General features: G+C 30.8%; 19 protein-coding genes. 7 read left to right on the top strand and 12 right to left on the bottom strand.

Annotated elements, in window-relative coordinates:
- Positions 1 to 288: 288 nt before the first annotated feature.
- The 4 genes from ABWP78_RS02800 to ABWP78_RS02785 form a co-directional block, all read right to left on the bottom strand.
- Positions 289 to 783 carry an ORF6N domain-containing protein gene (locus ABWP78_RS02800; RefSeq protein WP_353168801.1) on the bottom strand — a complete coding sequence of 165 codons (495 nt, stop codon included), beginning with the start codon at positions 781 to 783 and terminating at the stop codon, positions 289 to 291.
- Between the two features lie 164 nt (positions 784 to 947).
- Positions 948 to 1,889: a glycosyltransferase family 2 protein gene (locus tag ABWP78_RS02795; RefSeq protein ID WP_353168798.1), complete on the bottom strand. Its 942-nt coding sequence runs from the start codon at positions 1,887 to 1,889 to the stop codon at positions 948 to 950.
- Positions 1,890 to 2,414, bottom strand: a complete 525-nt coding sequence (locus tag ABWP78_RS02790; RefSeq protein WP_353168796.1) for a DUF4199 family protein — start codon at positions 2,412 to 2,414, stop codon at positions 1,890 to 1,892.
- A gap of 53 nt (positions 2,415 to 2,467) precedes the next feature.
- Positions 2,468 to 3,151, bottom strand: coding sequence for a cell division ATP-binding protein FtsE (locus tag ABWP78_RS02785; protein ID WP_353168793.1), 684 nt, complete (start codon positions 3,149 to 3,151; stop codon positions 2,468 to 2,470).
- 149 nt (positions 3,152 to 3,300) lie between these two features.
- Between ABWP78_RS02785 and ABWP78_RS02780 the strand changes: the two genes are divergently transcribed.
- The 6 genes from ABWP78_RS02780 (at position 3,301) to ABWP78_RS02755 (ending at position 13,279) form a co-directional block, all read left to right on the top strand.
- The gene (locus tag ABWP78_RS02780) at positions 3,301 to 6,312 is read left to right on the top strand and encodes a tetratricopeptide repeat protein (RefSeq protein WP_353168790.1); all 3,012 of its coding nucleotides are present in this window, start codon (positions 3,301 to 3,303) and stop codon (positions 6,310 to 6,312) included.
- 173 nt (positions 6,313 to 6,485) lie between these two features.
- Complete coding sequence (locus ABWP78_RS02775) at positions 6,486 to 8,276, top strand: TonB-dependent receptor (RefSeq protein ID WP_353168787.1); 1,791 nt, start codon at positions 6,486 to 6,488, stop codon at positions 8,274 to 8,276.
- A gap of 117 nt (positions 8,277 to 8,393) precedes the next feature.
- Complete coding sequence (locus ABWP78_RS02770) at positions 8,394 to 9,446, top strand: carboxypeptidase-like regulatory domain-containing protein (protein WP_353168785.1); 1,053 nt, start codon at positions 8,394 to 8,396, stop codon at positions 9,444 to 9,446.
- A 139-nt stretch (positions 9,447 to 9,585) separates the two neighbouring features.
- On the top strand, positions 9,586 to 10,038 hold the full coding sequence (locus tag ABWP78_RS02765; RefSeq protein WP_353168783.1) for a hypothetical protein: 453 nt from the start codon (positions 9,586 to 9,588) through the stop codon (positions 10,036 to 10,038).
- 286 nt (positions 10,039 to 10,324) lie between these two features.
- Positions 10,325 to 12,268, top strand: a complete 1,944-nt coding sequence (gene gyrB / locus ABWP78_RS02760; protein WP_353168781.1) for a DNA topoisomerase (ATP-hydrolyzing) subunit B — start codon at positions 10,325 to 10,327, stop codon at positions 12,266 to 12,268.
- Positions 12,269 to 13,279, top strand: a complete 1,011-nt coding sequence (locus ABWP78_RS02755) for a DUF6588 family protein (RefSeq protein ID WP_353168778.1) — start codon at positions 12,269 to 12,271, stop codon at positions 13,277 to 13,279.
- A gap of 90 nt (positions 13,280 to 13,369) precedes the next feature.
- Here ABWP78_RS02755 and ABWP78_RS02750 read toward each other — a convergent pair whose 3' ends face one another.
- From ABWP78_RS02750 to ABWP78_RS02720, 7 genes are all read right to left on the bottom strand, one after another.
- Positions 13,370 to 14,092: an LOG family protein gene (locus ABWP78_RS02750; RefSeq protein ID WP_353168776.1), complete on the bottom strand. Its 723-nt coding sequence runs from the start codon at positions 14,090 to 14,092 to the stop codon at positions 13,370 to 13,372.
- A 29-nt stretch (positions 14,093 to 14,121) separates the two neighbouring features.
- Positions 14,122 to 16,953, bottom strand: a complete 2,832-nt coding sequence (uvrA, locus tag ABWP78_RS02745) for an excinuclease ABC subunit UvrA (protein ID WP_353168774.1) — start codon at positions 16,951 to 16,953, stop codon at positions 14,122 to 14,124.
- A gap of 79 nt (positions 16,954 to 17,032) precedes the next feature.
- Positions 17,033 to 17,362, bottom strand: a complete 330-nt coding sequence (locus tag ABWP78_RS02740; protein ID WP_353168772.1) for a DUF6787 family protein — start codon at positions 17,360 to 17,362, stop codon at positions 17,033 to 17,035.
- A gap of 90 nt (positions 17,363 to 17,452) precedes the next feature.
- Complete coding sequence (locus ABWP78_RS02735; protein WP_353168770.1) at positions 17,453 to 18,409, bottom strand: D-2-hydroxyacid dehydrogenase; 957 nt, start codon at positions 18,407 to 18,409, stop codon at positions 17,453 to 17,455.
- Between the two features lie 89 nt (positions 18,410 to 18,498).
- On the bottom strand, positions 18,499 to 19,572 hold the full coding sequence (gene serC, locus ABWP78_RS02730) for a 3-phosphoserine/phosphohydroxythreonine transaminase (RefSeq protein ID WP_353168768.1): 1,074 nt from the start codon (positions 19,570 to 19,572) through the stop codon (positions 18,499 to 18,501).
- A 106-nt stretch (positions 19,573 to 19,678) separates the two neighbouring features.
- Positions 19,679 to 19,807 carry a hypothetical protein gene (locus ABWP78_RS02725; RefSeq protein WP_353077461.1) on the bottom strand — a complete coding sequence of 43 codons (129 nt, stop codon included), beginning with the start codon at positions 19,805 to 19,807 and terminating at the stop codon, positions 19,679 to 19,681.
- A gap of 1 nt (position 19,808) precedes the next feature.
- Positions 19,809 to 20,867 (bottom strand): acyl-CoA reductase, encoded by a 1,059-nt coding sequence (locus ABWP78_RS02720; RefSeq protein ID WP_353168765.1) that lies wholly within the window; start codon positions 20,865 to 20,867, stop codon positions 19,809 to 19,811.
- A gap of 135 nt (positions 20,868 to 21,002) precedes the next feature.
- Between ABWP78_RS02720 and ABWP78_RS02715 the strand changes: the two genes are divergently transcribed.
- The gene (locus ABWP78_RS02715; protein WP_353077466.1) at positions 21,003 to 21,353 is read left to right on the top strand and encodes a 4Fe-4S binding protein; all 351 of its coding nucleotides are present in this window, start codon (positions 21,003 to 21,005) and stop codon (positions 21,351 to 21,353) included.
- Positions 21,354 to 21,393: 40 nt separating this feature from the next.
- Here the strand turns inward: ABWP78_RS02715 and ABWP78_RS02710 are convergent, their stop codons facing one another.
- Positions 21,394 to 23,886: a TonB-dependent receptor plug domain-containing protein gene (locus ABWP78_RS02710; protein WP_353168763.1), complete on the bottom strand. Its 2,493-nt coding sequence runs from the start codon at positions 23,884 to 23,886 to the stop codon at positions 21,394 to 21,396.
- Between the last annotated feature and the right edge of the window lie 142 nt (positions 23,887 to 24,028).

Below are 24,028 nucleotides of genomic sequence, written 5' to 3'. Positions count from 1 at the left end.
TTTTTTTAAACCGCAGATTCGCAGATTTTTGTTTAAATTTTAATTCATTTTATTATTCACAATCTAAACCCAAACTTTTCATGCTGAAAGCATCTCTTATAAACATCGTTGAGACGCTTTCAGCGTGACAAATGTTGTGGGTAATTTATTTTTTAATACCGCAGATTCGCAGATTTTTGTTTATATTTTAATTTATTATTCACAATCTAAACCCAAACTTGTCATGCTGAAAGCATTTTTCGAAAACTATGTTTAGACGCTTTCAGCGTGACAAACGTTTTGGGTAATTTATTTTTTGTAACCAATTTTTGGTCGGTCTTCTTGTTCAATTTTTAATTCTTGTTTATCCATTAAATAATTCAAAATCTTATAAATTTCAGGAAATTGATTTTCAATTTCCTTTACTTTTGAAGTTATTTCTTCTAAATTTAGTAATGAATTTCTCAAAATTACAAAAGTTCGCATAATGGCAATATTTATTTTTATTGCTTTATCTGATTTTAAAACCCCTGAAAGCATTGCTACTCCTTGCTCTGTGAAAGCGAAAGGCAAATATCTCATTCCTCCATAACTTGAGGTCACAATTTGTGACCTCAAGTCGTCAAATTCAACTTTTGTCAATTCAAACATAAAATCTTCTGGGAATCTTTCAATGTTTCTTTTAACAGATTGTTTTAAAACTTTAGTTTCAATTTCATAAAGTGTTGCTAAATCATAATCTAACATCACTTTTTGATTTCGAATAATGTGAATCTTATTCGTAATAATCTCTAAATTGTTCATTTTGGCGTATATTTGAGTTATTCATTAATCTTGAGGTCACAAATTGTAATCTTTATTATTTTTTAAAACCGCAGATTCGCAGATTTTTATTTGAATTACTTAATTAATCTGTGAATCTGTGGTAATTTTTAATTGTTGGTATCACATTTTGTGATTCCATAGAATTATAATGTTTCCGAAATTTTATATCGTTCTTCGTTGCTTTTGGTGCGTAAAATAATTTCGCCTAAAAAACCGGCTAAAAATAATTGTGTTCCAATAATCATAGTGGTTAAGGCGATATAAAATTCGGGTCTGTTTGTAATTAAACGTGCTGTTTTGTTAATAAAAAGCTTGTCGATTCCTAAATATATTGCTAAAACAAATCCTATGAAAAACATCAAACTACCAAGTAATCCAAAGAAATGCATAGGACGTTTTCCAAATTTTGAAATAAACCAAATAGTAATTAAATCTAAAAACCCGTTGACAAATCTATCGATACCAAATTTCGAAGTTCCGTATTTTCTGGCTTGATGAATAACTACTTTTTCTCCAATTTTTGAAAATCCAGCATTTTTGGCTAAAACAGGAATGTATCGGTGCATTTCACCAGAAACTTCTATGTTTTTAATTACTACATTTTTGTAAGCTTTTAATCCGCAATTGAAATCGTTAAGTTGTACACCCGAAATTCTTCTTGCTGCCCAATTGAATAGTTTTGAGGGAATGTTTTTAAAAACTACAGAATCGTAGCGTTTTTTCTTCCAACCAGAAATTAAATCAAATCCTTGGTTCTGAACTAAATCGTATAATTCTGAAATTTCATCTGGACTATCTTGTAGATCCGCATCCATAGTAATAACAACATCACCTAACGCTTTTGCAAAACCAGCATGTAGGGCTTGACTTTTACCATAATTCCGTAAAAATTTAATTCCTTTTATGTTAGAATTGGTTTTTTGTAAGTCTAAAATAGTTTGCCAAGACGCGTCAGTACTACCATCATCTATAAACAATACTTCATAAGAAAAGTTATGACTCGTCATAACTTTCTCAATCCATTTTGATAATTCGTGTAACGATTCTTGTTCGTTTAATAAGGGAATTACTAATGATATATTCATTTATTCGTTTAATGGGTTTGTTTTTGATTTAAAAATGGCTGCTAGTATAAGGTTGAAGATCGAGCTAACAATTATAGAAAATATTGATGCAAAACCAATTTCTGCAATTGAAAAGTTATCTGTTGTTGCAACTTCTTTTAATTCACTTGATGATTTCCCCATTGCTTTATATAATTCTAACTTTGATAAATTTAAAAAAGTATTAAATTCATCCTTGTAACTAGATTCAACAATAAAATTTAAAAAGACATAATTAAATATTGAAGAAATTGAAATACCAATTAAAATACAAATAAACAGAGTTGTAAAACTCTCTTTGAAAGTAATTATTCCGTTCATTTGTTTTTTTGTATCGATAGATTGAAAAATTCTAACAATCCAATAAATTATTGAAATAACTACCCCAATTATCGGACTTTTATAACTTTCATTTCCTATAATATACAATAAAACTTGGGCTAACACTGCAATTATTCCAATAATCACTCCAAATTTAATTCCGTTTTTTTTAATAGCTTCGTTCATAATTTATAAGATTTAGGTTTTTTTATTTATTAGTATCTATTTTTAAAAATTTGTTACACTGCTTTTTGAACGACTTCATATACTTTTCCGTCTTCAAATTTTAAAGTTTTTGATGGATACTTCAATAATAAGGCATAGTCGTGTGTAGCAATTACTACTGTTTTTCCGTTGGCATTAATATTTCTTAAAACTTCCATAATTTCTATACTCGTTTGAGGATCTAAATTCCCTGAAGGTTCGTCGGCTAATATTAATTCAGGATCATTTAGTAAGGCTCTTGCAATGGCAACACGCTGTTGTTCGCCACCAGATAATTGGTGTGGCATTTTTGAAGCAAAATTTGCCATTCCAACCTTTTCCAAAACTTCATTAATTTGTGCATCCATTTCAGATTTGTCTTTCCAGCCAGTAGCTTTTAAAACAAACAATAAATTTTCTTTTATGCTTCGGTCAGATAATAATTTGAAATCCTGAAACACAATTCCTATTTTTCTTCTTAAAAACGGAATGTCTTTTTCTTTTAAAGTATTTAAATTATAATCAACAATGGTTCCTTCGCCTTCTTTTAATGGTAAATCGGCGTAAAGCACTTTCATTAAACTACTTTTTCCAGAACCCGTTTTTCCAATAAAATATAAAAATTCACCTTTTTGAACTTCTAAATTTATATCGGACAGTATTAAATTGTTTTCTTGGTATATAGAAACGTTTTTTAAAGATAAAATCGTTTGACTCATAATGATATAATTTATTCTGTAAAAATATAAACATTTCATCGCTAAACAAAATTATTCAACTAAATTATTATGATTGCAATATTTAAGATAATATTTGCGTTTATAATCATATCCTTTTGATATATTTGGAACTTAAAATGAATTCAATTATGAACGGTATTAAAACGCTTTTTTTAGCATTACTTTTTATTTCGCAAAGCAGTACAGCTCAGCAATCTGCCATATATTTAAATCAAAATCCAGAATATCATAAAGCTATTCAATTGTATAAAGAAAAGCAATTTCAAGCGGCTCAAATTTTATTTGAAAGAGTAAAAAATGTAGTTCAATCTGAAGAAATTATTTCTGATTGCGATTATTTTATTGCCAATTGTGCTATTAAAACCAATCAACAAGATGCGGATGCTTTAATGGAATCATTTATAGAAAATCATCCAACAAGTACGAAAAGAAATTTGGCTTATTTTGAAGTCGCACAATATTATTTTACTGAAGGAAATTATAAGCAATCATTAAAATGGTATGAAAATAGTTATGAACCTGAGTTAACGGATTCCGATGTAGATAAAGCTAATTTTCAAAGAGGTTATGCCAATTTTTCAATTAAAAAAAACAAAGATGCTTCAAATTATTTAAATAAAGTAATTCAGTCGACAGAATATGGAAATCAGGCCAAATATTATTTAGGATATTTAGCTTATCAAGGCGATAATTATAAAGAAGCTAACGAATTATTCGGACAAGTTGAAAATCAGGATAAGTACAAAGAAAAAATGGGGTACTTTCAAGCGGATATGAATTTTAAATTAGGAAACTTTCAGAAAGCAATTGATTTAGGCGAACCGCAATTGAAAAAATCATCGGCAATTGAAAAAAGTGAATTGTCTAAAATTATAGGAGAAAGTTATTTTAATTTAAAACAATATGATAAAGCAATTCCATATTTACAAGCCTATAAAGGAAAAAACGGCAAATGGAATCACACCGATTTTTACCAATTAGGATATGCTTTTTACCAACAGAAAAATTATGAAAGCGCCATTTTACAATTCAATAAAATTATTGAAGGCAATGATTTTTTAGCACAAAACGCCTATTATCATTTAGCAGAAAGTTATCTGAATACCAATAAAAAACAACAAGCGTTAAATGCTTTTAAAACCGCTTCGGAAATGGATTTTGATGCTAAAATTCAAGAAGATGCCGCATTAAATTATACTAAGTTGAGTTACGAAATTGGAAATCCATACGTCTCAACTCCTGAAGTTTTAAAATTTTTTTTAGAAAAATATCCGGCGAATCCTAATAATCAAGAGTTAAAAAATTTACTAATAAATTCATTCATCACTTCTAAAAATTATACAGAAGCTTTAATTTTATTAGAAAAAAATAAAACGCCTGAAAATAAATTGGCATACCAAAAAGTTACTTTTTACAGGGGGCTAGAAGTCTATACAGATGGAAAGTATCAAGAAGCTTACATTTTATTTAAAAAATCATTAACCGAAAATAAAGAGGCAAAAATTACTGCTCGTGCTACTTTTTGGAAAGCAGAATGTGAGTATAGTTTAGACCAATTTTCAGAAGCGGTTTTAACCTATAAACAATTTTTAAATGATGCGGCAGCTTCTGAAACTCCAGAAAGTAAAACTGCGGAATATAATTTGGCATACGCTTATTTTAAAATTAAAGAATATAAAAATGCCATTTCGTACTTTAATGCCTTTATTTTAAAAGGGAAAGACGATAAAGTTCGATTAACAAACGCTTATTTAAGAATGGCAGATTGCAATTATATTTCCTCAAAATATTGGCCAGCTATGGATGCTTATAACAAAGCAATTGAGTTAAAGTGTGTAGATTCTGATTATGCCGCATTTCAAAAAGGAATGAGTTACGGATTTGTAAATAAAAACGAAAAGAAAATTGAAGATTTAAACAAATTTGTTTCTACTTACAAAACCTCACAATTTATGGATGATGCGTTATATGAATTGGCCAATACCTATACAGTTGAAGAGCAAAATGATAAAGCAATTGCCACGTTTGATAATTTAATTAATCAACATAAAAACAGTGCTTATATAGCAAAATCGATTTTAAAGCAAGGCTTAATTTTTTATAATACAGATAAAGACGACGCCGCAATTACTAAGTTTAAAAAAGTAGTTGCAGAATTTCCAAATTCGCCAGAATCATTAGAAGCAGTTTCTACGGCAAAAAATATTTACAAAGCCAACGGAAATATTCCTGAATATGCAGCTTGGGTAAAAACACTTTCTTTTGTGGAAGTTTCCGATGCAGAATTGGATAACGACATGTACGAATCGGCAGAAAAAAAATATTTGACAAATAATGCCAAACAAGCCATATCTGGATTTACAAGTTATTTGACACAGTTTCCAAACGGATTACACGCTTTGAAAGTCCATTTTTACTTGGCTCAATTGTATTTTGCGGATGCATTAGAAAAAAATGCAATTCCGCATTACGAGTACGTAATTGCACAATCCAGAAACGAATTTACAGAGCAAGCTTTGGTTCGCTTATCCGAAATACATCTGAAAGAAAAAAATTGTGATGCAGCGATTGTAGTTTTAAAACAATTAGAAACAGATGCAGAATATCCGCAAAACATCACGTTTGCTCAAGCTAACTTAATGAAGTGTTATTATGAAAAACAAGATTTTACTAACTCTGAATTGTATTCAGATAAGGTTTTAAATAATCAAAAAATAGATGATAAGATTAAAAGTGATGCACAAATTATTATAGCACGTTCAGCAATAAAAACAAATAACGACGCAAAAGCAAAAGATGCTTATGCTAAATTACAAAAAATAGCAAAAGGCGAATTGGCAGCTGAAGCATTGTATTACGACGCTTATTTTAAGAATAAAGATCAAAAATTTGAAACATCAAATAAATCGGTTGAAAAATATTCGAGTACCTATTCAGGTTATAAATATTTTGGAGCAAAAAGTTTGGTTTTAATGGCAAAAAACTATTACGGATTAAACGATAGCTTTCAGGCTACTGAGATTTTACAAAGTATCATCGATAATTTTGCTGAATTTCCTGATGTAGTTTCAGAATGTCAAACAGAATTAGAAACCATAAAAGTAGCAGAAGCGAAGACGAATTCGTCAGTTACGAAGTAAGTTTAAGAGTTTATTGAGGTTTATAAGTTTAAAAGGTTTAGCGGAATGTTTTCATTAATAGTAAATTGAAAATTTTTCCATTATCTAAAATTAATATAGAAGTAAAATAATAAAATAATTTTTGCGAAGCTTAGCGATATCTCTGTGAAGCTTTGCGAAATAATTCAAAATATATGAAATCGAAGATTCACGAACACCAAAAAAACAAGACAAATTGCGTGAGTAAAAAGTTAATTTTTAGTATCATCGCCATTGCTGCCATTCAAATTAGTTTTTCTCAAAAGAAAGACGAAAACATTGGAAGTGAAGTGGTAAATATTGTAAAACCCTATACACCAACCATTTCGGATGCGTTTAAAGTAAAACAAACCCCAGCTGTGGAACAAGAAGTTGTAGAGCCAAAAATTCCTATAAAATTCCAAATTTTTTCATTTCCAGTAGCCTCAACATTTATTCCTTCTAAAGGAAAAGCCGCCGACGTAGATAAAGAAATTTTAGAAAAAGGATTTTCAAATTACGTTTCTTTAGGCGCGGGAACTTATGGTACAGCAAATGCTGAAGTATTTTTAACACATCAAATAAGTAAAACCGATTATATCGGAGGAATGTTACAGCATCTGTCATCTCAAGGTGGAATTGGTGGTGTAATTTTAGACAATAATTTTTATTCGAATGCATTGGACGCAACTTATGGTAGCAGAAACAAAAAAATAAGTTGGAATGCCGACTTAGGAATTAAAAATCAAGGAATTAATTGGTATGGTTTACCAAATTATTCGTTTTTTGATGCTTCAGTAGTGAATAAAATTGATGAAAAACAAGTATTTAATACCATTGCAATAGGTGGAAAAATCACAGCAAAAGACGGTTTTTTCAAACAAGCTTCTATACAATTTAAACGATTTTCGGATGCTTTTGGTTCGGCTGAAAATAGATTTTTTGTGAAACCAAATTTTGATTTTGAAATTATGGATAGTAAAATTCAGGCTTCTTTTGTAGTAGATTATGTTGGAGGGAATTTTAAGAAAGATTACAATAACGTAACCGAAATGAAATATAGCAATATGATTTTCGGAACAAAACCTAGTTTTTTATATCAACAAGATGATTTTTCATTACATTTAGGAGCAGGATTATTTTATACTACGAATAAATTTAATGGAGCTTCTGATGGAAAATTCTTCGTTTATCCAAATATAAAAGCTTCGTATCGTTTAGTCGGAGATTTAATGATTGCTTACGCAGGTGCAGAAGGAAATTTGCAGCAAAATTCGTACGCGGATTTGGTTGATGAAAACCCGTTTGTGTCGCCAACTTTATTTGTATCGCCAACGGATAATTCGTTTGATGTATATGTTGGAATGAAGGGAAAATTAGCCAATGCTGTCTCGTTCAACGTTCGTGGAGGAATGAATAATGAAAAAAATAAACCGTTTTTTGTTTCGAATATTTATGATGCAACAATTGTGGAAAAACAAGGTTATCATTACGGAAATTCATTTAATGTAGTGTACGATAATTTAAATACATTTAGTCTTTTCGGAGAAATTAAAGCCGATTTTTCAAAGAAAACTTCATTGGCTTTAAGCGGAACATATAATACTTTCAAAGTATCAAATTTGCAAGAAGCGTGGAATTTACCGCAATTAAAAGTTGAATCAACTCTGAGTATCGATTTAACAGAAAAATGGTATGGTGGTATGCAGTTGTTCTTCGTCGGAGAAAGAGTGGATTTTGTAACTGGTCAAGATAAAACAATCGTTATTCCAACTTTCAATCAACAAAAAGTAACCTTAGATAGTTATTTTGATTTGAATGCCCATGTAGGATATAAATTCAGTAAAAGATTAAATTTCTTTTTAAAAGGAAATAATTTAGCCAATCAACAATATAACAGATGGGCAAATTTCCCTGTACAAGGATTGCAGATTTTAGGTGGCGCTACTTATAAATTTGATTTCTAATAAATAACAGGTACATAGATTATACAGATTGAATGGATTTACACAAATTTTTTCGTAATTTTGACTTGCTTTGAGCATCTTACTTTTCGAAATAGAAATCATTAAAAAAACAAATAAGTGAATAAAATTTTAGTCATATTTTTGTTACCGCTATTTGTTTTTTCGCAAAACATTAAAGGAAAAATTACAGATGCTAATCAACAACCAATTGAAGGTGCCTCTGTTTATCTGGACGGAACTACTATTGGAACAGTTTCGGATGCGAAGGGTTTGTTTGAAATTACTTCAAAAAACAAATACAACACCTTGTTAATTGTTAAGTATTTGGGTTATGAAGATATTTATGTGTCAAATCCATATGAAAAAGAATTTTTCACCTTCGTTTTAGTTCCAAAACAAAATGAAATTGAAACGGTTTTAGTTGTTAAAGATGGCTTTACCAGAAAACAAAAATTACAACTCTTTAGAGAACAATTTTTAGGACTTACAAAATATGGAAAAGCGTGTAAAATTCTAAACGAAGATGCGATTGACTTTAATTACGATTTAAAAACCTTTATTTTCACTGCGTCTTGCTCAGAACCCATAAATGTGGAAAATCCATTATTGGGCTATCTTATTGATTTCGATCTGAAAGATTTTTATGTGAAATTTAATTTTAAAACCATTAAATCCTCAAATGTGGTTAAAAGTTTATTTTTAGGCACTGCAAAATATACAGAAAATAGTATTGATGAAAAAATTAAGAAAAACAGAAACGATGTTTATTTTGGTTCAGCAGTTGATTTTTTTAAGGGCATAATTGATAATTCTTGGTCTGAAAAAAAAATCATTTTATTTAAAGGAAAATTTAGCGTTAATCCAAATGATTACTTTAAAGTATTGAAAAAAGAGGATTTATATGAAGTTACAGTTACTTCAACAAATAAAGTATCATTGTCAATTAATGGTGTTAAAAAAACTAATTTTTATGCCGATTTTAATCTTTTGTATCGAAAAAAAAGACAATCACAAGTAATTTTTAAAACCGAAACTTTTTTTGTAGATAGCTTTGGAAATAACTCACATAAAGATCAAATTATTTTTGGTGGCGATATCGGACAACAAAAAGCAGGAAATACTTTACCTTTAGATTTTGAACCAGAGTTGGTTTTGGAGAAAAAGAATTGACTAGAATTCTTTCAAAAGAAAATTATCTTTCAGACACAATAACATTTATTAATAATGAACAAAAACGTATTAAGTTAGAAAAAATAAAAAAGTAAATCTATAAAAATCTGTCAAATCCGCGTACCCAATACTCTTATCAATGCCAAACTTCAAGCAAAAAATACTTTCTCATTATCAAATACTACTTCAAGATAAAATTGATATTTATCAAGATTTAATTCATTCTTTAACTGAAGATGCGCAAAATGATGCTAAATCTTCGGCAGGTGATAAGCACGAAACTACGCTTTCAAAATTACATATCGAACAAGAAAAAATAGCCAATAAATTAAAAGAAGCAATTGAACAACAAGCCATTTTATCAAAATTAGATATCGAACAACCTTCAAATAAAGCCATTTTAGGAAGTGTTGTTGTTACAAATCATTTGACAGTTTTTATCAGTACCGCTTTACCTAAAATCACAATTGATAATCGAGTTGTTTTTGCCATTTCTCCGCAATCTCCTTTAGGCATACAATTGATGCATAAACCTGTACAAACTGAATTTTTGGTAAATCAAGTGAAGTATAAAATTTTAGAAATTCTGTAAGCTTTTACTTTTTTCTCTCTCATTTAGGTGGATTATAGAAAAACACACATTTTTTAAAACCTTTTATTTTGCGTTTTAAGACGTTTTTTTATTTTTAACTGTTTTGTTAAGATTAAAAAAACTCAGAAACTTCATTTTTGACCCTTTTTAGCGCTTTTTAGAAAAGATTTCAGAAATTAACAATTGTTGATAACTTAAGGTGTTTTGCTGTTGTTATATCTTGGCTTTTTTTAATCCATTCGTTATATTTGTTTGTTATGAAAATGTTTATTTAAGGACAATTATTATGAGTGAAGAAAATAAAAAAGGTAGTTATTCAGCCGACAGTATTCAGGCATTAGAAGGAATGGAGCATGTAAGAATGCGTCCATCAATGTATATTGGAGATGTTGGGGTTAGAGGATTACATCATTTAGTTTATGAAGTTGTAGATAACTCTATTGATGAGGCAATGGGCGGCCATTGTGATACGATTCGAGTTGATATTAATGAAGATGGTTCTATTTCGGTAGAAGATAATGGACGTGGAATTCCAGTTGGGATTCACAAAAAAGAAGGCGTTTCGGCTTTAGAGGTTGTAATGACTAAAATTGGTGCTGGAGGGAAATTCGATAAAGATTCCTATAAAGTTTCTGGAGGACTTCACGGTGTTGGGGTTTCTGTAGTAAATGCATTGTCTAATCATTTAAGGGCTACCGTTCATAGTAGTGATGGGAAAGTGTACGAACAAGAATATGAAAAAGGAAAAGCACTTTATCCTGTTAAACAAATTGGAGAAACTACAAAAAGAGGTACAATTGTAACTTTTTATCCAGACCCATCTATTTTTACTCAAACAATAGAATATTCTTACGATACTTTATCGGCGCGTATGCGAGAATTGTCTTACCTTAATAAAGGAATTACAATCACTTTTACAGATAAAAGAGAGTTAGATAAGGATGGAAATTTTGTTTCTGAAATTTTTCATTCCGATGAAGGGTTAAAAGAATACATTCGTTATTTAGATGGAAACCGCGAGCCAATTATTGCGCACGTAATTTCTATGGATAATGAAAAAGGAGAAATTCCAGTTGAAGTGGCGTTAATTTACAACACAAGTTATACGGAAAATATTTTTTCTTACGTAAATAATATCAACACACACGAAGGAGGAACGCACTTGCAAGGTTTCAGAACGGGTTTAACAAGGTCGTTAAAGAAATATGCAGATGCTTCTGGAATGTTAGACAAATTGAAGTTTGATATTTCTGGAGACGACTTCCGTGAAGGATTAACAGCCATTATTTCTGTAAAAGTTGCCGAACCACAATTTGAAGGACAAACCAAAACCAAATTAGGAAACAGAGAAGTTGTTTCACCTGTAAGTCAAGCTGTTGGCGATATGATTGAAAACTATTTGGAAGAAAATCCAAATGATGCTCGTATCATCGTTCAAAAAGTTATTCTTGCAGCTCAAGCCCGACACGCTGCCAAAAAAGCTCGTGAAATGGTGCAACGTAAAACCGTTATGGGTGGTGGCGGATTGCCTGGAAAATTGTCAGATTGTTCTGAACAAGATCCTGAAAAATGTGAGATTTACTTAGTAGAGGGAGACTCTGCAGGTGGAACCGCAAAACAAGGTCGTGATAGATTTTTCCAAGCCATTTTACCATTAAGAGGTAAGATTTTGAATGTAGAAAAAGCCATGCAACATAAGGTTTTTGAAAACGAAGAGATTAGAAATATTTTCACTGCTTTAGGCGTTACCGTTGGAACAGAAGAAGATAGTAAAGCTTTAAATATAACAAAATTACGTTATCATAAAGTAGTGATTATGTGTGATGCTGATGTTGATGGTTCTCACATTTCTACGTTAATTCTTACGTTCTTCTTTAGATATATGAAAGAATTAATTGAAGGCGGACACGTATACATAGCTGCCCCGCCTTTATATCAGGTCAAAAAAGGAAACAAAAAACAATATGCTTGGAATGATGACCAACGAGATAGAATTTCTATGGAAATGGGCGGGAGTACAAGTATTCAGCGTTATAAAGGTTTAGGAGAGATGAATGCAGAACAATTATGGGAAACTACAATGAATCCTGAATTTAGAACTTTTCGTAAAATAACTATTGATAATTTAGGTGAAGCCGATAGAGTTTTCTCTATGTTAATGGGTGATGAAGTACCACCTCGTAGAGAATTTATTGAGAAAAATGCTGCTTACGCTAAAATTGATGCTTAATTGAAAAAGGTTAGTGTTTTATCAGGTCTTTTTGTTTTTGGATTTTTAAATTTTGGATTTTCACAAACTGCCACACAATTTCAACAAATAGGGTATCTTTTAGAAGATGCCCTTCTGTATTCCAAGCAATATTTGGTTCCTGCAACGGATGCTGCTGTGTATCAAGCATCATCAGCATGGATGAATTCGGCTAAGAAAAAAGAAAATTGGGAAGTTAATGTAGGGATTCATGGAAATATGTTTTTTGTTCCAAAATCGGATAGAAGTTTTACAATTGCAAATTCTGATTTTCAATTTTTACAGTTAGAAGGTACGCAAACAACAGCCGTAGTTCCAACAGCCATTGGAAATGATGACACCTATTATTTAGTAGGTGATTTAGACGGACAACAAGTTCGATTAAAAACACCAAAAGGAGTAAATCAAGAAACTATAAACTATCCTTACTTAGATATTTCAATTGCTTTGCCAAGTGGTACTGAGCTTACTGGACGTTTTTCTACTAAAACCAATTTAAAACGAGGTTATTATCAAGTGTATGGTGTTGGTTTAAAGCACAATATCAGTCAATATTTTCCGAGTTTAGAACCTAAAAATATTCATATTTCTGCCATGTCATTTTATTCTAAAGAAGACATTAGTTTTGATTTTTTAGATGTAAATACTTCGTTTGGAAATTTAGGTATTAATAATTTAAACGGAATTGTTGATACATTTCATTATCAATTAGCAGTATCTAAAGAAATTAATAAATTTGAAATATTAGGAAGCTTTATTGTCAATAGTAGTATGTTTAATTATATAGTTAGTGGAGAAAAAGGTGCTATTGAAGATATAATTCCAGCCCAACAAATAATAAACCAATTACTGGATACTATTGAAAAAAGAAAAACCAATTATATTGGCGAAATTGCTGTAAATTATAGCTTAAATAAATTTAACTTTCTAAGCGCCTTCTCTTTCGGAAAGTTTTTTAATTATAATTTAGGTATTTCGTATAAAATAAATTAAAAAAAGTCTCACCTTTTGTAGATGAGACTTTTTTATATTACTTCAACATTTAACTGAAGTTCTCGAAACTTGTAGCTGAGGTTATCGAAGCTAGAAGTTAGGTGATAATTCGTATTTTTTATAGAAATTATCTAAAGCTTCCACCACCTCATCTTCGTTATCTACTATTTTAAATAATTTTAAATCTTCAGGTGACGCATTCTTAAATTTGTCTATCATTACAGATTGAATCCAATCCATCAATCCCGTCCAGAATTCAGTTCCCACTAAAATAATTGGAAATTTAGCTATTTTTTTTGTTTGAATTAAAGTAATGGCTTCAAACATTTCATCTAAGGTTCCAAAACCACCGGGCATTACTACAAAACCTTGAGAATATTTTACAAACATTACTTTTCTCACGAAAAAGTAATCAAAATTTAAGTTTTTATCTCGGTCAATGTAAGGATTATAATGTTGTTCAAAAGGCAATTCTATATTTAAACCCACTGATGTTCCACCACCAAGATGTGCACCTTTGTTACCAGCTTCCATAATTCCAGGTCCACCACCTGTAATAACTCCGTAGCCCGCTTTTGAAATTTTATAAGCGATTTTTTCGGCAAGTAAATAATATTTATCTTCTGGTTTTGTTCTCGCAGAACCAAAAATAGATACACAGGGACCTATTCGTCCCATAGTTTCATATCCATTTACAAATTCCGACATAATTTTAAAAATAGCCCAAGAATCGTTTGCTCTTACTTCGTTCCAAGTTTTTTGTTTTAATTTGTCTTGAATTCTTTCTTCTTCATTTTGGTATATTCCACTCATATTTTCAATTTTTATTTTAAAAATGTAATCTAAGATAATTCTTTTTTCAAAAATTGTGCCGTATAACTTTTTTTATTTTTCATAATTTCTTCTGGTGTGCCTTTACATAATACTTCTCCGCCACCTTTCCCGCCTTCTAAGCCAATGTCAATAATGTAATCTGCTAGTTTTATTACATCTAAATTATGTTCAATAATTAAAACCGTATTTCCTTTGTCTACTAATTTATGAATCACATCCATTAAAATACGAATGTCTTCAAAATGCAAACCAGTAGTAGGTTCATCTAAAATATAAAAGGTATTTCCTGTATCTTTTTTAGATAATTCTCCAGCTAATTTAATTCGTTGTGCTTCACCACCAGAAAGTGTGGTACTTTGTTGACCTAATGTGATGTATCCCAAACCAACATCTTGAATGGTTTTTACTTTTCGATATATTTTTGGAATCATCTCAAAGAAATCTACGGCTTCATCAACCGTCATATTCAAAATATCTGAAATTGATTTTCCTTTAAAACGAATTTCTAAAGTTTCTCTGTTAAATCGTTTTCCTTGACATGTTTCGCATTCTACATACACATCGGGTAAAAAACTCATTTCAATAGTTCTTACTCCAGAACCTTCACAAGTTTCACATCTTCCGCCTTTTACATTAAAACTAAAACGTCCTGGTTTATACCCACGAATTTGCGCTTCAGATGTCAGCGTAAATAAACTTCTTATTTCCGAAAAAACATCGGTATAAGTTGCTGGATTGCTTCGCGGTGTTCTACCAATCGGACTTTGGTCAATGTCAATAACCTTATCTAAATGTTCTAATCCTTCAATTTTTTTATAAGGTTGAGGTTTTTTAACAGCGTTATAAAAATGTGCATTTAAAATAGGGTAGAGCGTTTCATTAATTAAGGTTGATTTTCCACTTCCAGAAACGCCAGAAACACAAATTAATTGCGCTAAAGGAATTTCTATAGAAACATTTTTTAGGTTATTTCCAGTCGCACCCGTTAGTTTTAAAAACTTTCCATTTCCTTTTCTTCGTGTTTTTGGCACTTCAATTTTCATTTTACCATTCAAATATTGCGCAGTAATTGTATTTTCTTTTAATAATTCAGCTGGTGTGCCTTGACTTATAATTTGTCCGCCATATTTCCCTGCTTTCGGTCCAATATCAATAACATGATCGGCTCGAACTATCATATCTTTGTCGTGTTCTACAACCAAAACCGAGTTGCCAATATCGCGTAAGCTTTCTAATGATTTTATTAATCTTTCGTTATCTCGTTGGTGCAATCCGATACTGGGTTCGTCTAAAATATATAAAACGCCAACCAATTGCGAACCAATTTGTGTTGCCAATCGAATACGTTGTGCTTCTCCACCAGAAAGGGTTTTGGAGCTTCTATTCAAGCATAAATAATCTAAACCAACATCTAGTAAAAAATTGATTCTAGCAGTAATTTCTTTTAAAATTTCGTGTGAGATGGTTTGTTGTTTGTCAGATAAATGATTCGGTAAATCTGAAAACCATTGTTGTAATTCTACAATATCCATTTGAACCAAATCGCCAATACTTTTTCCATTGATTTTAAAGTACAAAACTTCTTTACGTAAACGTGTGCCGTGACATTCCGAACATTCGTTTTCGTCCATAAATTCTTTTGCCCAACGTTTAATACTTGCCGATTCGGATTGTTCAAACTGATTTTTTATGAAATTTGATATGCCTTCAAAGTCAATTTTATAATCTTTAGTAATGCCCATCACTTTCGATACGACTGAAAATTTTTCATTTCCACCATATAAAATCATTTCCATAGCTTCCTTAGGAATGGTTTCTATGTTATCCGTAATCTTAAAGCCGTATTTTTCACCAATAAATTCTAATTGTTTAAAAATCCAAGTGCTTTTATATTCACCTAATGGTGCAAAACCACCTGATTTTATAGATAATTTTGGATTAGGAATAATTTTTTGCAAATTAATTTCATTTACAACTCCTAAACCATTACAGTTAGAGCAAGCCCCTTTTGGTGAATTGAATGAGAAATTATTAGGTTCTGGATTGGGATACGAAATACCAGATGTAGGACACATTAAACTTCTACTATAAAAACGAACTTCTTGCGCATCTTGTTCAATAACCATTAAAATATCATCTCCATGATGCATGGCTACTTTGATACTTTCGGTTAATCTTTTATCGGTGTCTTCGTCTTGTTTTACAGCCACTCTATCAATTACAATTTCAATATCGTGGGTTTTGTAACGATCTACTTTCATGCCGTATTCCAAATCTTTTATCACTCCGTTTACACGAACTTTTAAAAAACCTTGTTTGGCAATTTGCTCGAACAACTCTCTGTAATGTCCTTTTCGGGAACGAATTACGGGTGCTAAAATATTAATTCTTTTTCCGTCAAATTCTTGATAAATCAACGCTTTTATTTGATCATCTGAATAAGAAACCATTTTTTCGCCCGTGTTGTAACTGTATGCATCAGCGGCACGCGCAAATAATAATCTGAGAAAATCGTATATTTCTGTTATAGTACCAACGGTTGAACGTGGACTTTTATTGGTTGTTTTTTGCTCAATGGCAATCACTGGTGAAAGTCCGTCTATTTTATCTACATCAGGACGTTCTAAGCCACCTAAAAACTGACGCGCATAAGCAGAAAACGTTTCAATATACCTACGCTGACCTTCTGCATAAATAGTATCAAATGCAAGTGAAGACTTTCCAGAACCAGATAAACCCGTAATTACGACTAATTTTTCGCGAGGAATGGTAACGTCAATATTTTTTAAATTATGAGTACGAGCCCCAATAATTTCAATAGAATTTTCTGTGTGTTGCATACAATTTTTATCAAAACGCAAAATTACAATTTTTTACTTCAATTGTAAGACAGAAATAGGTTTTGTTTTTATTAAGTTTTTATTTTTTTAGGATTTTTTCTTCTACAAAATTGGCAATGAAACCTAATTTCATTTTATTCAACATTTTCTTTTCAAAGTTCCAGAAAAATGTAAATTGTCCAAACAGAAAACCAATAAAAACAAGTAATACTTGATAAAAAGGAAAAATTAAAACCAAACGTAAAATACGATACAGCCAATGTGGTTCAAAGGTTTCAGGAATTCCAATAAGCGTCAGGAAAGGTTTTGCTACTTGTAATGAGCTAAAACCTGTAATTGCAAAAACAATTAAAATGCTTGCTAATTGCCAGTTGCTTGAAATATTCCAACGTTTTTTTAACCTATTCATTTTTTTAAAATTTATCGGTATAAAGATAAAAAAAAGTCCAGAAAAATTGGGACTGATTTTTATTTTTGGTAAATGTAAGTGCTTTTTTAATTATTTATTTTTCAATAAACTAATAATTTGTTCCGCTAATTCAGTACCAATTCTGTCTTGCGCTTCTAAAGTAGCCGCACCAATATGTGGTGTTAATGAAATTTTTGGTTGCATTAATATTTGAATTTCTGGAGTGGGTTCGTTTTCAAATACATCTAAACCTGCAAATAATACTTTTCCGTTTTCGATTGCTTCAAGTAAAGCGACTTCATTAATCACGCCACCACGAGCACAATTTACAATTCCTACTTCGTTTTTCATTATTTCAAATTCGGCTTTGTCTAAAACATAACCGTCTTGTGCAGGTACGTGAAGGGTAATAAAATCAGAGTGTTTCAAAACATCTTCTAACGGTTCTGTAATAATATCAACATTTATAAATTGCCCATTATAAAAATCAACTCTAATTACAGCTTCGTTAATATATTTATCCACTGCAATTACTCTCATTCCAACACCTAAGGCTAATTTCGCAACCGCTTGACCAATTCTACCAAATCCAATAATACCAATAGTTTTTCCTCTTAATTCTAAACCGTTAGCATATGCTTTTTTTAATCCATCGAAATTGGTATCCCCTTCTAAAGGCATATTTCTATTCGCATCATGCAAAAAACGAACGCCAGAAAATAAATGTGCAAAAACCAATTCTGCCACACTTTCAGATGAAGATGCTGGCGTATTGATAACATGAATTCCTTTTGAACGTGCATATTCTACATCTATATTATCCATTCCAACTCCGCCACGACCAATAATTTTTAATCCTGGACAAGCATCAATAATGTCTTGTTTTACTTTTGTAGCACTTCTAACTAAAATAACTTGTACATCATTTGTGTTGATGTAATTGGCTACTTGTTCTTGTGCTACTTTTGTAGTGATGACTTCAAATCCTGCTTGTTCTAATGTAGTGATACCACTTTTTGAAATTCCGTCGTTTGCTAATACTTTCATATTTGAGTTTATATGTTTAAAAGTATATGAGTTTAAAAGTAAAACTCAACTATAATTTATATTCTATTTTTCTGAACACTAAATACTGATTACTCAATACTAACTTCTAATTCTTTCATTACGTCTACCAATACTTGAACGCTTTCCAATGGCAATGCATTGTACATAGAAGCACGATAGCCTCCAACAGATCGGTGTCCAGTTAAACCAGATATACCTGCTTCTTTCCACATCGCATCAAACTTTTCTGCTAAACTTTCGTCAGTTAAAACAAATGTAGCGTTCATAATACTTCTATCTTCAGTAGCAGCTGTTCCTTTAAATAATGGATTTCTGTCAATTTCTGAATATAATAAGGCTGCTTTTTCATTATTTATTTTTTCAATAGCTGTAATTCCACCTAAATTTTTCAGCCATTGTAAAGTTAATAACGAAGCGTAAACAGGAAATACCGGCGGCGTATTGTACATGCTTTCTGCTTTAATATGTTTTTCATAATCCAACATACTTGGTATATAACGACCTGTTCTTCCTAAGATTTCTTCTTTTATTACTACCAATGTAGTTCCAGCTGGTCCCATATTTTTTTGTGCTCCAGCATAAATGATATCAAATTTTGAAAAATCTAATGTTCTTGAAAAAATATCCGAACTCATATCGCAAACTACAGGCACATTTGTTTTTGGAAATGATTTCATTTGTGTTCCAAAAATGGTATTATTACTTGTACAGTGAAAATAGCTTGCGTCTGAAGGAATTTCTATGTTTTTTGGGATATAATTATAGTTGGCTTCTTTTGAAGAACCAACAACAATAGTTTCACCAAAATGTTTGGCTTCTTTTATAGCGTTGTTTGCCCAAGTTCCTGTATCTAAATAAGCTGCTTTTCCATCAACTTTCATTAAGTTGTAAGGAACCATTAAGAATTCTAAACTTGCACCACCAGCTAAAAATAACGCTTGATATCCTTTATTTTCTAAGCCTAAAAGCTCTAAAACTAAAGCTCGGGCATCATCCATAACAGCAACAAAGTCTTTACTTCTGTGTGAAATTTCTAATAATGATAAATCGGAATTATTAAAATTTAAAATGGCTTGAGCTGATTTTTCAAATACTTCTTGTGGCAAAATACAAGGACCTGCACTATAATTGTGTTTTTTCATGATGTTAGTTGTAGTTTGGTGCAAATTTCAGGTTTTTAGAAAAACTGCCCAAAATTAAATAATTGAAATCGTATCGACTTATTAACAATATCGATTTCGAAAAATATTATTTTTCTTTTTTTGATGCTTTTCGATTGGAGTTTACTTTTGCTTCCAAATTGAATTTGGGTTGGTGTTTGTGTACGTCTTTTTCTTTTTGTGTTTTAATTATCGTACTAATTTTAGAAACTGTCATTTTATAAATTAATTAGAAACCGCATTGTATCTACATTATCGGCATAATCCCATAAATTTGGTTTTTGAGTATTTCCAAAATAGACTGAATTTTCAATACTTCCATTTGCAACAACACATTGAATCATTTCTGCATCTTGTTTTAAACGAATTTTTACTTCATTTACATCTTCATAAAATTCATAAAACACAGAAGAAATAGGCGAGGCGTGACTGATATCTTCTTTAATGGTTAAAAATTCATTATCTAATAATTGAAAATTACTCATTAAAAAAACCGCTTTGTTATAGTCGTAATTATTGGCATATTTTTCATAATAAATTACATCTTTTTGAGCATACATTCCATTAAAAAACGCATCGAAATTATAATTTTTCGGAACAAAAATTTTAGAAACATTTCGGCAGCCTAACCCGAAATATCTAAATACATCTTCGCTTAATAACGTCATCTCTTCTGGCGTTTCCTCTCCGGTTAAAACTGCAATGGAATTTCTACTTTTTCTAATAATCGAAGGTTTATCTTTAAAGTAATATTCAAAATATCTTGCTGTATTGTTGCTACCAGTGGCAATAACGGCATCGTAATTTTCTAATTTATCTTCAACAAACGTTATTTTTTCATTAAATCGATTATCCAACGAAATTAAATATTTGGCTAAAAATTTAATTAAATAATCGTCTTTACTTGACGTTTTAACTAAGACATTATTTCCAGAAATTAAAACCGTTAAAAAATCGTGAAAACCTACTAATGGAATATTTCCTGCTAATATTAAACCCACATTTTTAGGTGCTTTATCAATAAAAGTATATGCAGAAAGCCATTGATTTATGTTGTTTTCAGTTAAAGCTTCTGCCCAACTTGAAATGCTAAAATGAACATTGTCAGGTGTAAACCAATTATTGTGAGATTGGGATAACGCAATTAAATCTACAAATGAATTATAAAAAACGTCATTATGTTTCAAGTGCTCATTTTGTTGATTATTGTTTAATGAAAACTGATTTAAAAATTTTCCTAATTCAACAAAATTATTTTTTATTTCAATTTGTAACATATGTAACTTGTTTATATTTAGTTTACGTTGTATTTTTGCACAAAATTAATATAATATGTCGAAAGTCTAACGTCTTAAAGTAAAAAGATTTGCGGCACTTGACATTATGACTTTTCAACATTAAGACAAAATAAAATGGCAATTATAATAACAGACGAATGTATTAATTGTGGGGCTTGTGAACCAGAATGTCCAAATACTGCAATATATGAAGGTGCGGATGATTGGCGTTGGAAAGACGGTACCAAACTTTCAGGAAAAATAATTTTACCAGACGGAACAGAAATCGATGCAGATGCGGCTCAAACGCCAGTTTCAGATGATTTATATTACATCGTTCCAGGAAAATGTACCGAATGTAAAGGATTCCACGACGAACCTCAATGTGCGGCTGTTTGTCCTGTTGATTGTTGTGTGCCAGATGATAATCACGTAGAAAGTGAAGAAACGCTTTTAAACAGACAAGCGTTTTTGCATAATGAATAAAAAAAAATCCTGAAATTTAATTTCAGGATTTTTTTTGTTTTTAGAATTTGAAACCAAGTCTGGTGTAGTAATAAGCTCCACCAAATCCCATTTGTACGGAATCCCAGTATCCACCAGCCTCAACCCAATCATCTTGTTGATCAGGATAAATGTTTAATAAATTATTTGCACCTACAGTAAGTTTAAATGATTTGTTTAATTTAAATCCTAAAGTTAAATCGGTAACAATTTTTACACCATAAGTATCAGTTGCTGCATTAATTTGGTTGTCAAAAGAACCGCCATAATCTGCAACATCTTCATATACTTGATAATCTAATAATTTTACTTCACTGAATCTAGTAAATGCTAAACCACCGTCAAACCAGCTGCGTCCATAATTTAAGTTTAATCCAAATTTGTTGGCTGGAGCAGATGCTAATAAGAAAGCTTTGTCTCTTTCACCAAAAAAAGTTTGTTCATCTAAACCATTGTTTTTTACATTAGTGATTTCCATATCGTTAATATTTCCAATTAACGCTGCTCCAAATCTATTTCCGTTTGTGTTTTTCTTCCAAGCTAAAACAACATCAATTCCTTTAGTTTTTGTGTCAACACCATTTGTAAAAAATTGTGCTGCATCAACATTTAATCCTAATGAAGATGCATCAAAATATCCTGTTAATACAATTCTATCTTTCACATTAATTAAATAACCATCAACTGTAGCCGTAAAGTTTCCAAAACTTCCTGTTAGACCTAAAGAGGCATTAACTGCTTTTTCTTCATTTAATTTTCCAATTCCAAATGCTTTTGTAACAGGACTTTCATTTCCAGACAATAAAACTTCTGTTGCACCAGAACTACTAAAGTTAGTAAAACTTGTATTGTAGTAAATTTGAGCTAAAGATGGAGCTCTAAATCCGGTACTTATAGAACCTCTTAAATTTATTTGATTTGTTAGTTTTAGTCTTGAAGCTAATTTTCCGTTTAAGGTACTTCCAAAATCGCTATAGTTTTCAAAACGAACTGCTGTACTAACCATAAATGATTTAGTAACATCTAATTCTGTATCTGCATAAAGTGAAAAGTTTGTACGAGTTTCATTAACTTCATTAGTAGGACTGTAACCTGGGAAACCTTGAGAACCTCCTGGTCGTGGATCTCCAGAATTTGGATCGGTAGGAATAGTTTGTGTTGTTGGGTCTGTCACTACATTTCCAAATATGTCATAAGTTGCATAGGAACCTATTTCTCCAGCAAAAATACTGAATTTCTCCAGTCTAAATTCTGAACCAAGTGCTAAATTAAAACCTTCTAAAACGGTTGAATAGTTTTTTGTGAAATCTAAATTTGTAGTATTTTGCAATAATTTATGTCCACCAGCATCAAATTCTGTAGGCGATGCAGCTCCTAAAGACGCATTTAATGTTCCTTTAATATTATAATGAAAAGAGTTATTACCCAATGAATTACTAATATCCATTTTCCATCCGTTATTAAACTTAGTTTTAATTCCAAAGGCTAATGAATTATCTAAAATAACAGAAGTAATTCTTGGAGTAAATCCTCCAGGATAAATTGACTCAACAACTCTTGCTCCATCATTTCTTGTAAAAGCATAGGCGTCAGTATCTCTAAAATTTGAACCTGCAAAAGCATAAAAATCTGTTTTTGTTGAAATTGGAACAGATAAATTAGCCATAAAATTTAAACCTCTAACAGCTGCTTCACCAAATCCTTTTCTAAAATCAAATCCAGGACGTAGTGTTTTTTCTTTATTTAAAAATTCTCCTGTAAAATTTACATAACCGCCTTTTTTACCTAAAGCAACACCATAATTTAAACCTACTTTTAAAGAGTTTCCGTCAAGATTTTTGTTTTTTCCAAATGTGTTTCCATTTCCGTTTTCATCTAATCTAAAACCTTTTGTATTTGCAGTTCCTAAAGGAAAATCGCCTTTAGCGTTGGTGTTAAAAGCACCATAAGTTACGGCTCCAGTTAATTCGTTAATATTGTCATTTAAAACGATATTAATTACACCAGCAATAGCGTCTGAGCCATATTGAGCAGCTGCGCCATCACGTAAAATTTCTATTCTTTTAATTGAAGATGCTGGAATCGCGTTTAAGTCTGTTCCAGTATTTCCTCGACCTCTAGTTCCAAATAAATTAATTAATGACGATTGGTGTCTTCTTTTTCCATTAATCAAAACTAAAGTCTGATCAGGTCCCATTCCTCTTAAAGATGCTGGATCAACGTGGTCTGCACCATCAGATCCAGATTGTTTATTTGCATTAAAAGATGGAGCGGCATATTGAAGTAATTCATTAATTTCAATTTTACCACTTTGAGTTGTAATACTTTTAATATCAATAACATCAATAGCAACGGCAGAATTTACTACTGTACGCTTTACGTTTCTTGATCCTACAATTTGAACTTCTTGTATTTCGTTTACTTTAGTAGAATCTGATGTCTTTTTTACAGGTACTTCTTGAGCTAAAGAAGAAGCGCACTGAATTAAAAACAAAAATAATGTTAATTTTTTCATATTAGTTAGGTTTTTTGTTAGTTAAGCAAATATATGTATTATTTTTCTTATTTATATTGTCAATATTTAATTTAAAATAATTGGGGTTAAAATTCTTTAAATATTTAATTTTATATTTGTAGACTTTTTAAAATAAAAAAAA

Source organism: Flavobacterium sp., from assembly GCF_040402955.1.
Lineage (GTDB): Bacteria > Bacteroidota > Bacteroidia > Flavobacteriales > Flavobacteriaceae > Flavobacterium.
The sequence above is the reverse complement of the archived record's forward strand: the minus strand, read 5'-3'. Positions and strand labels throughout refer to the sequence as shown.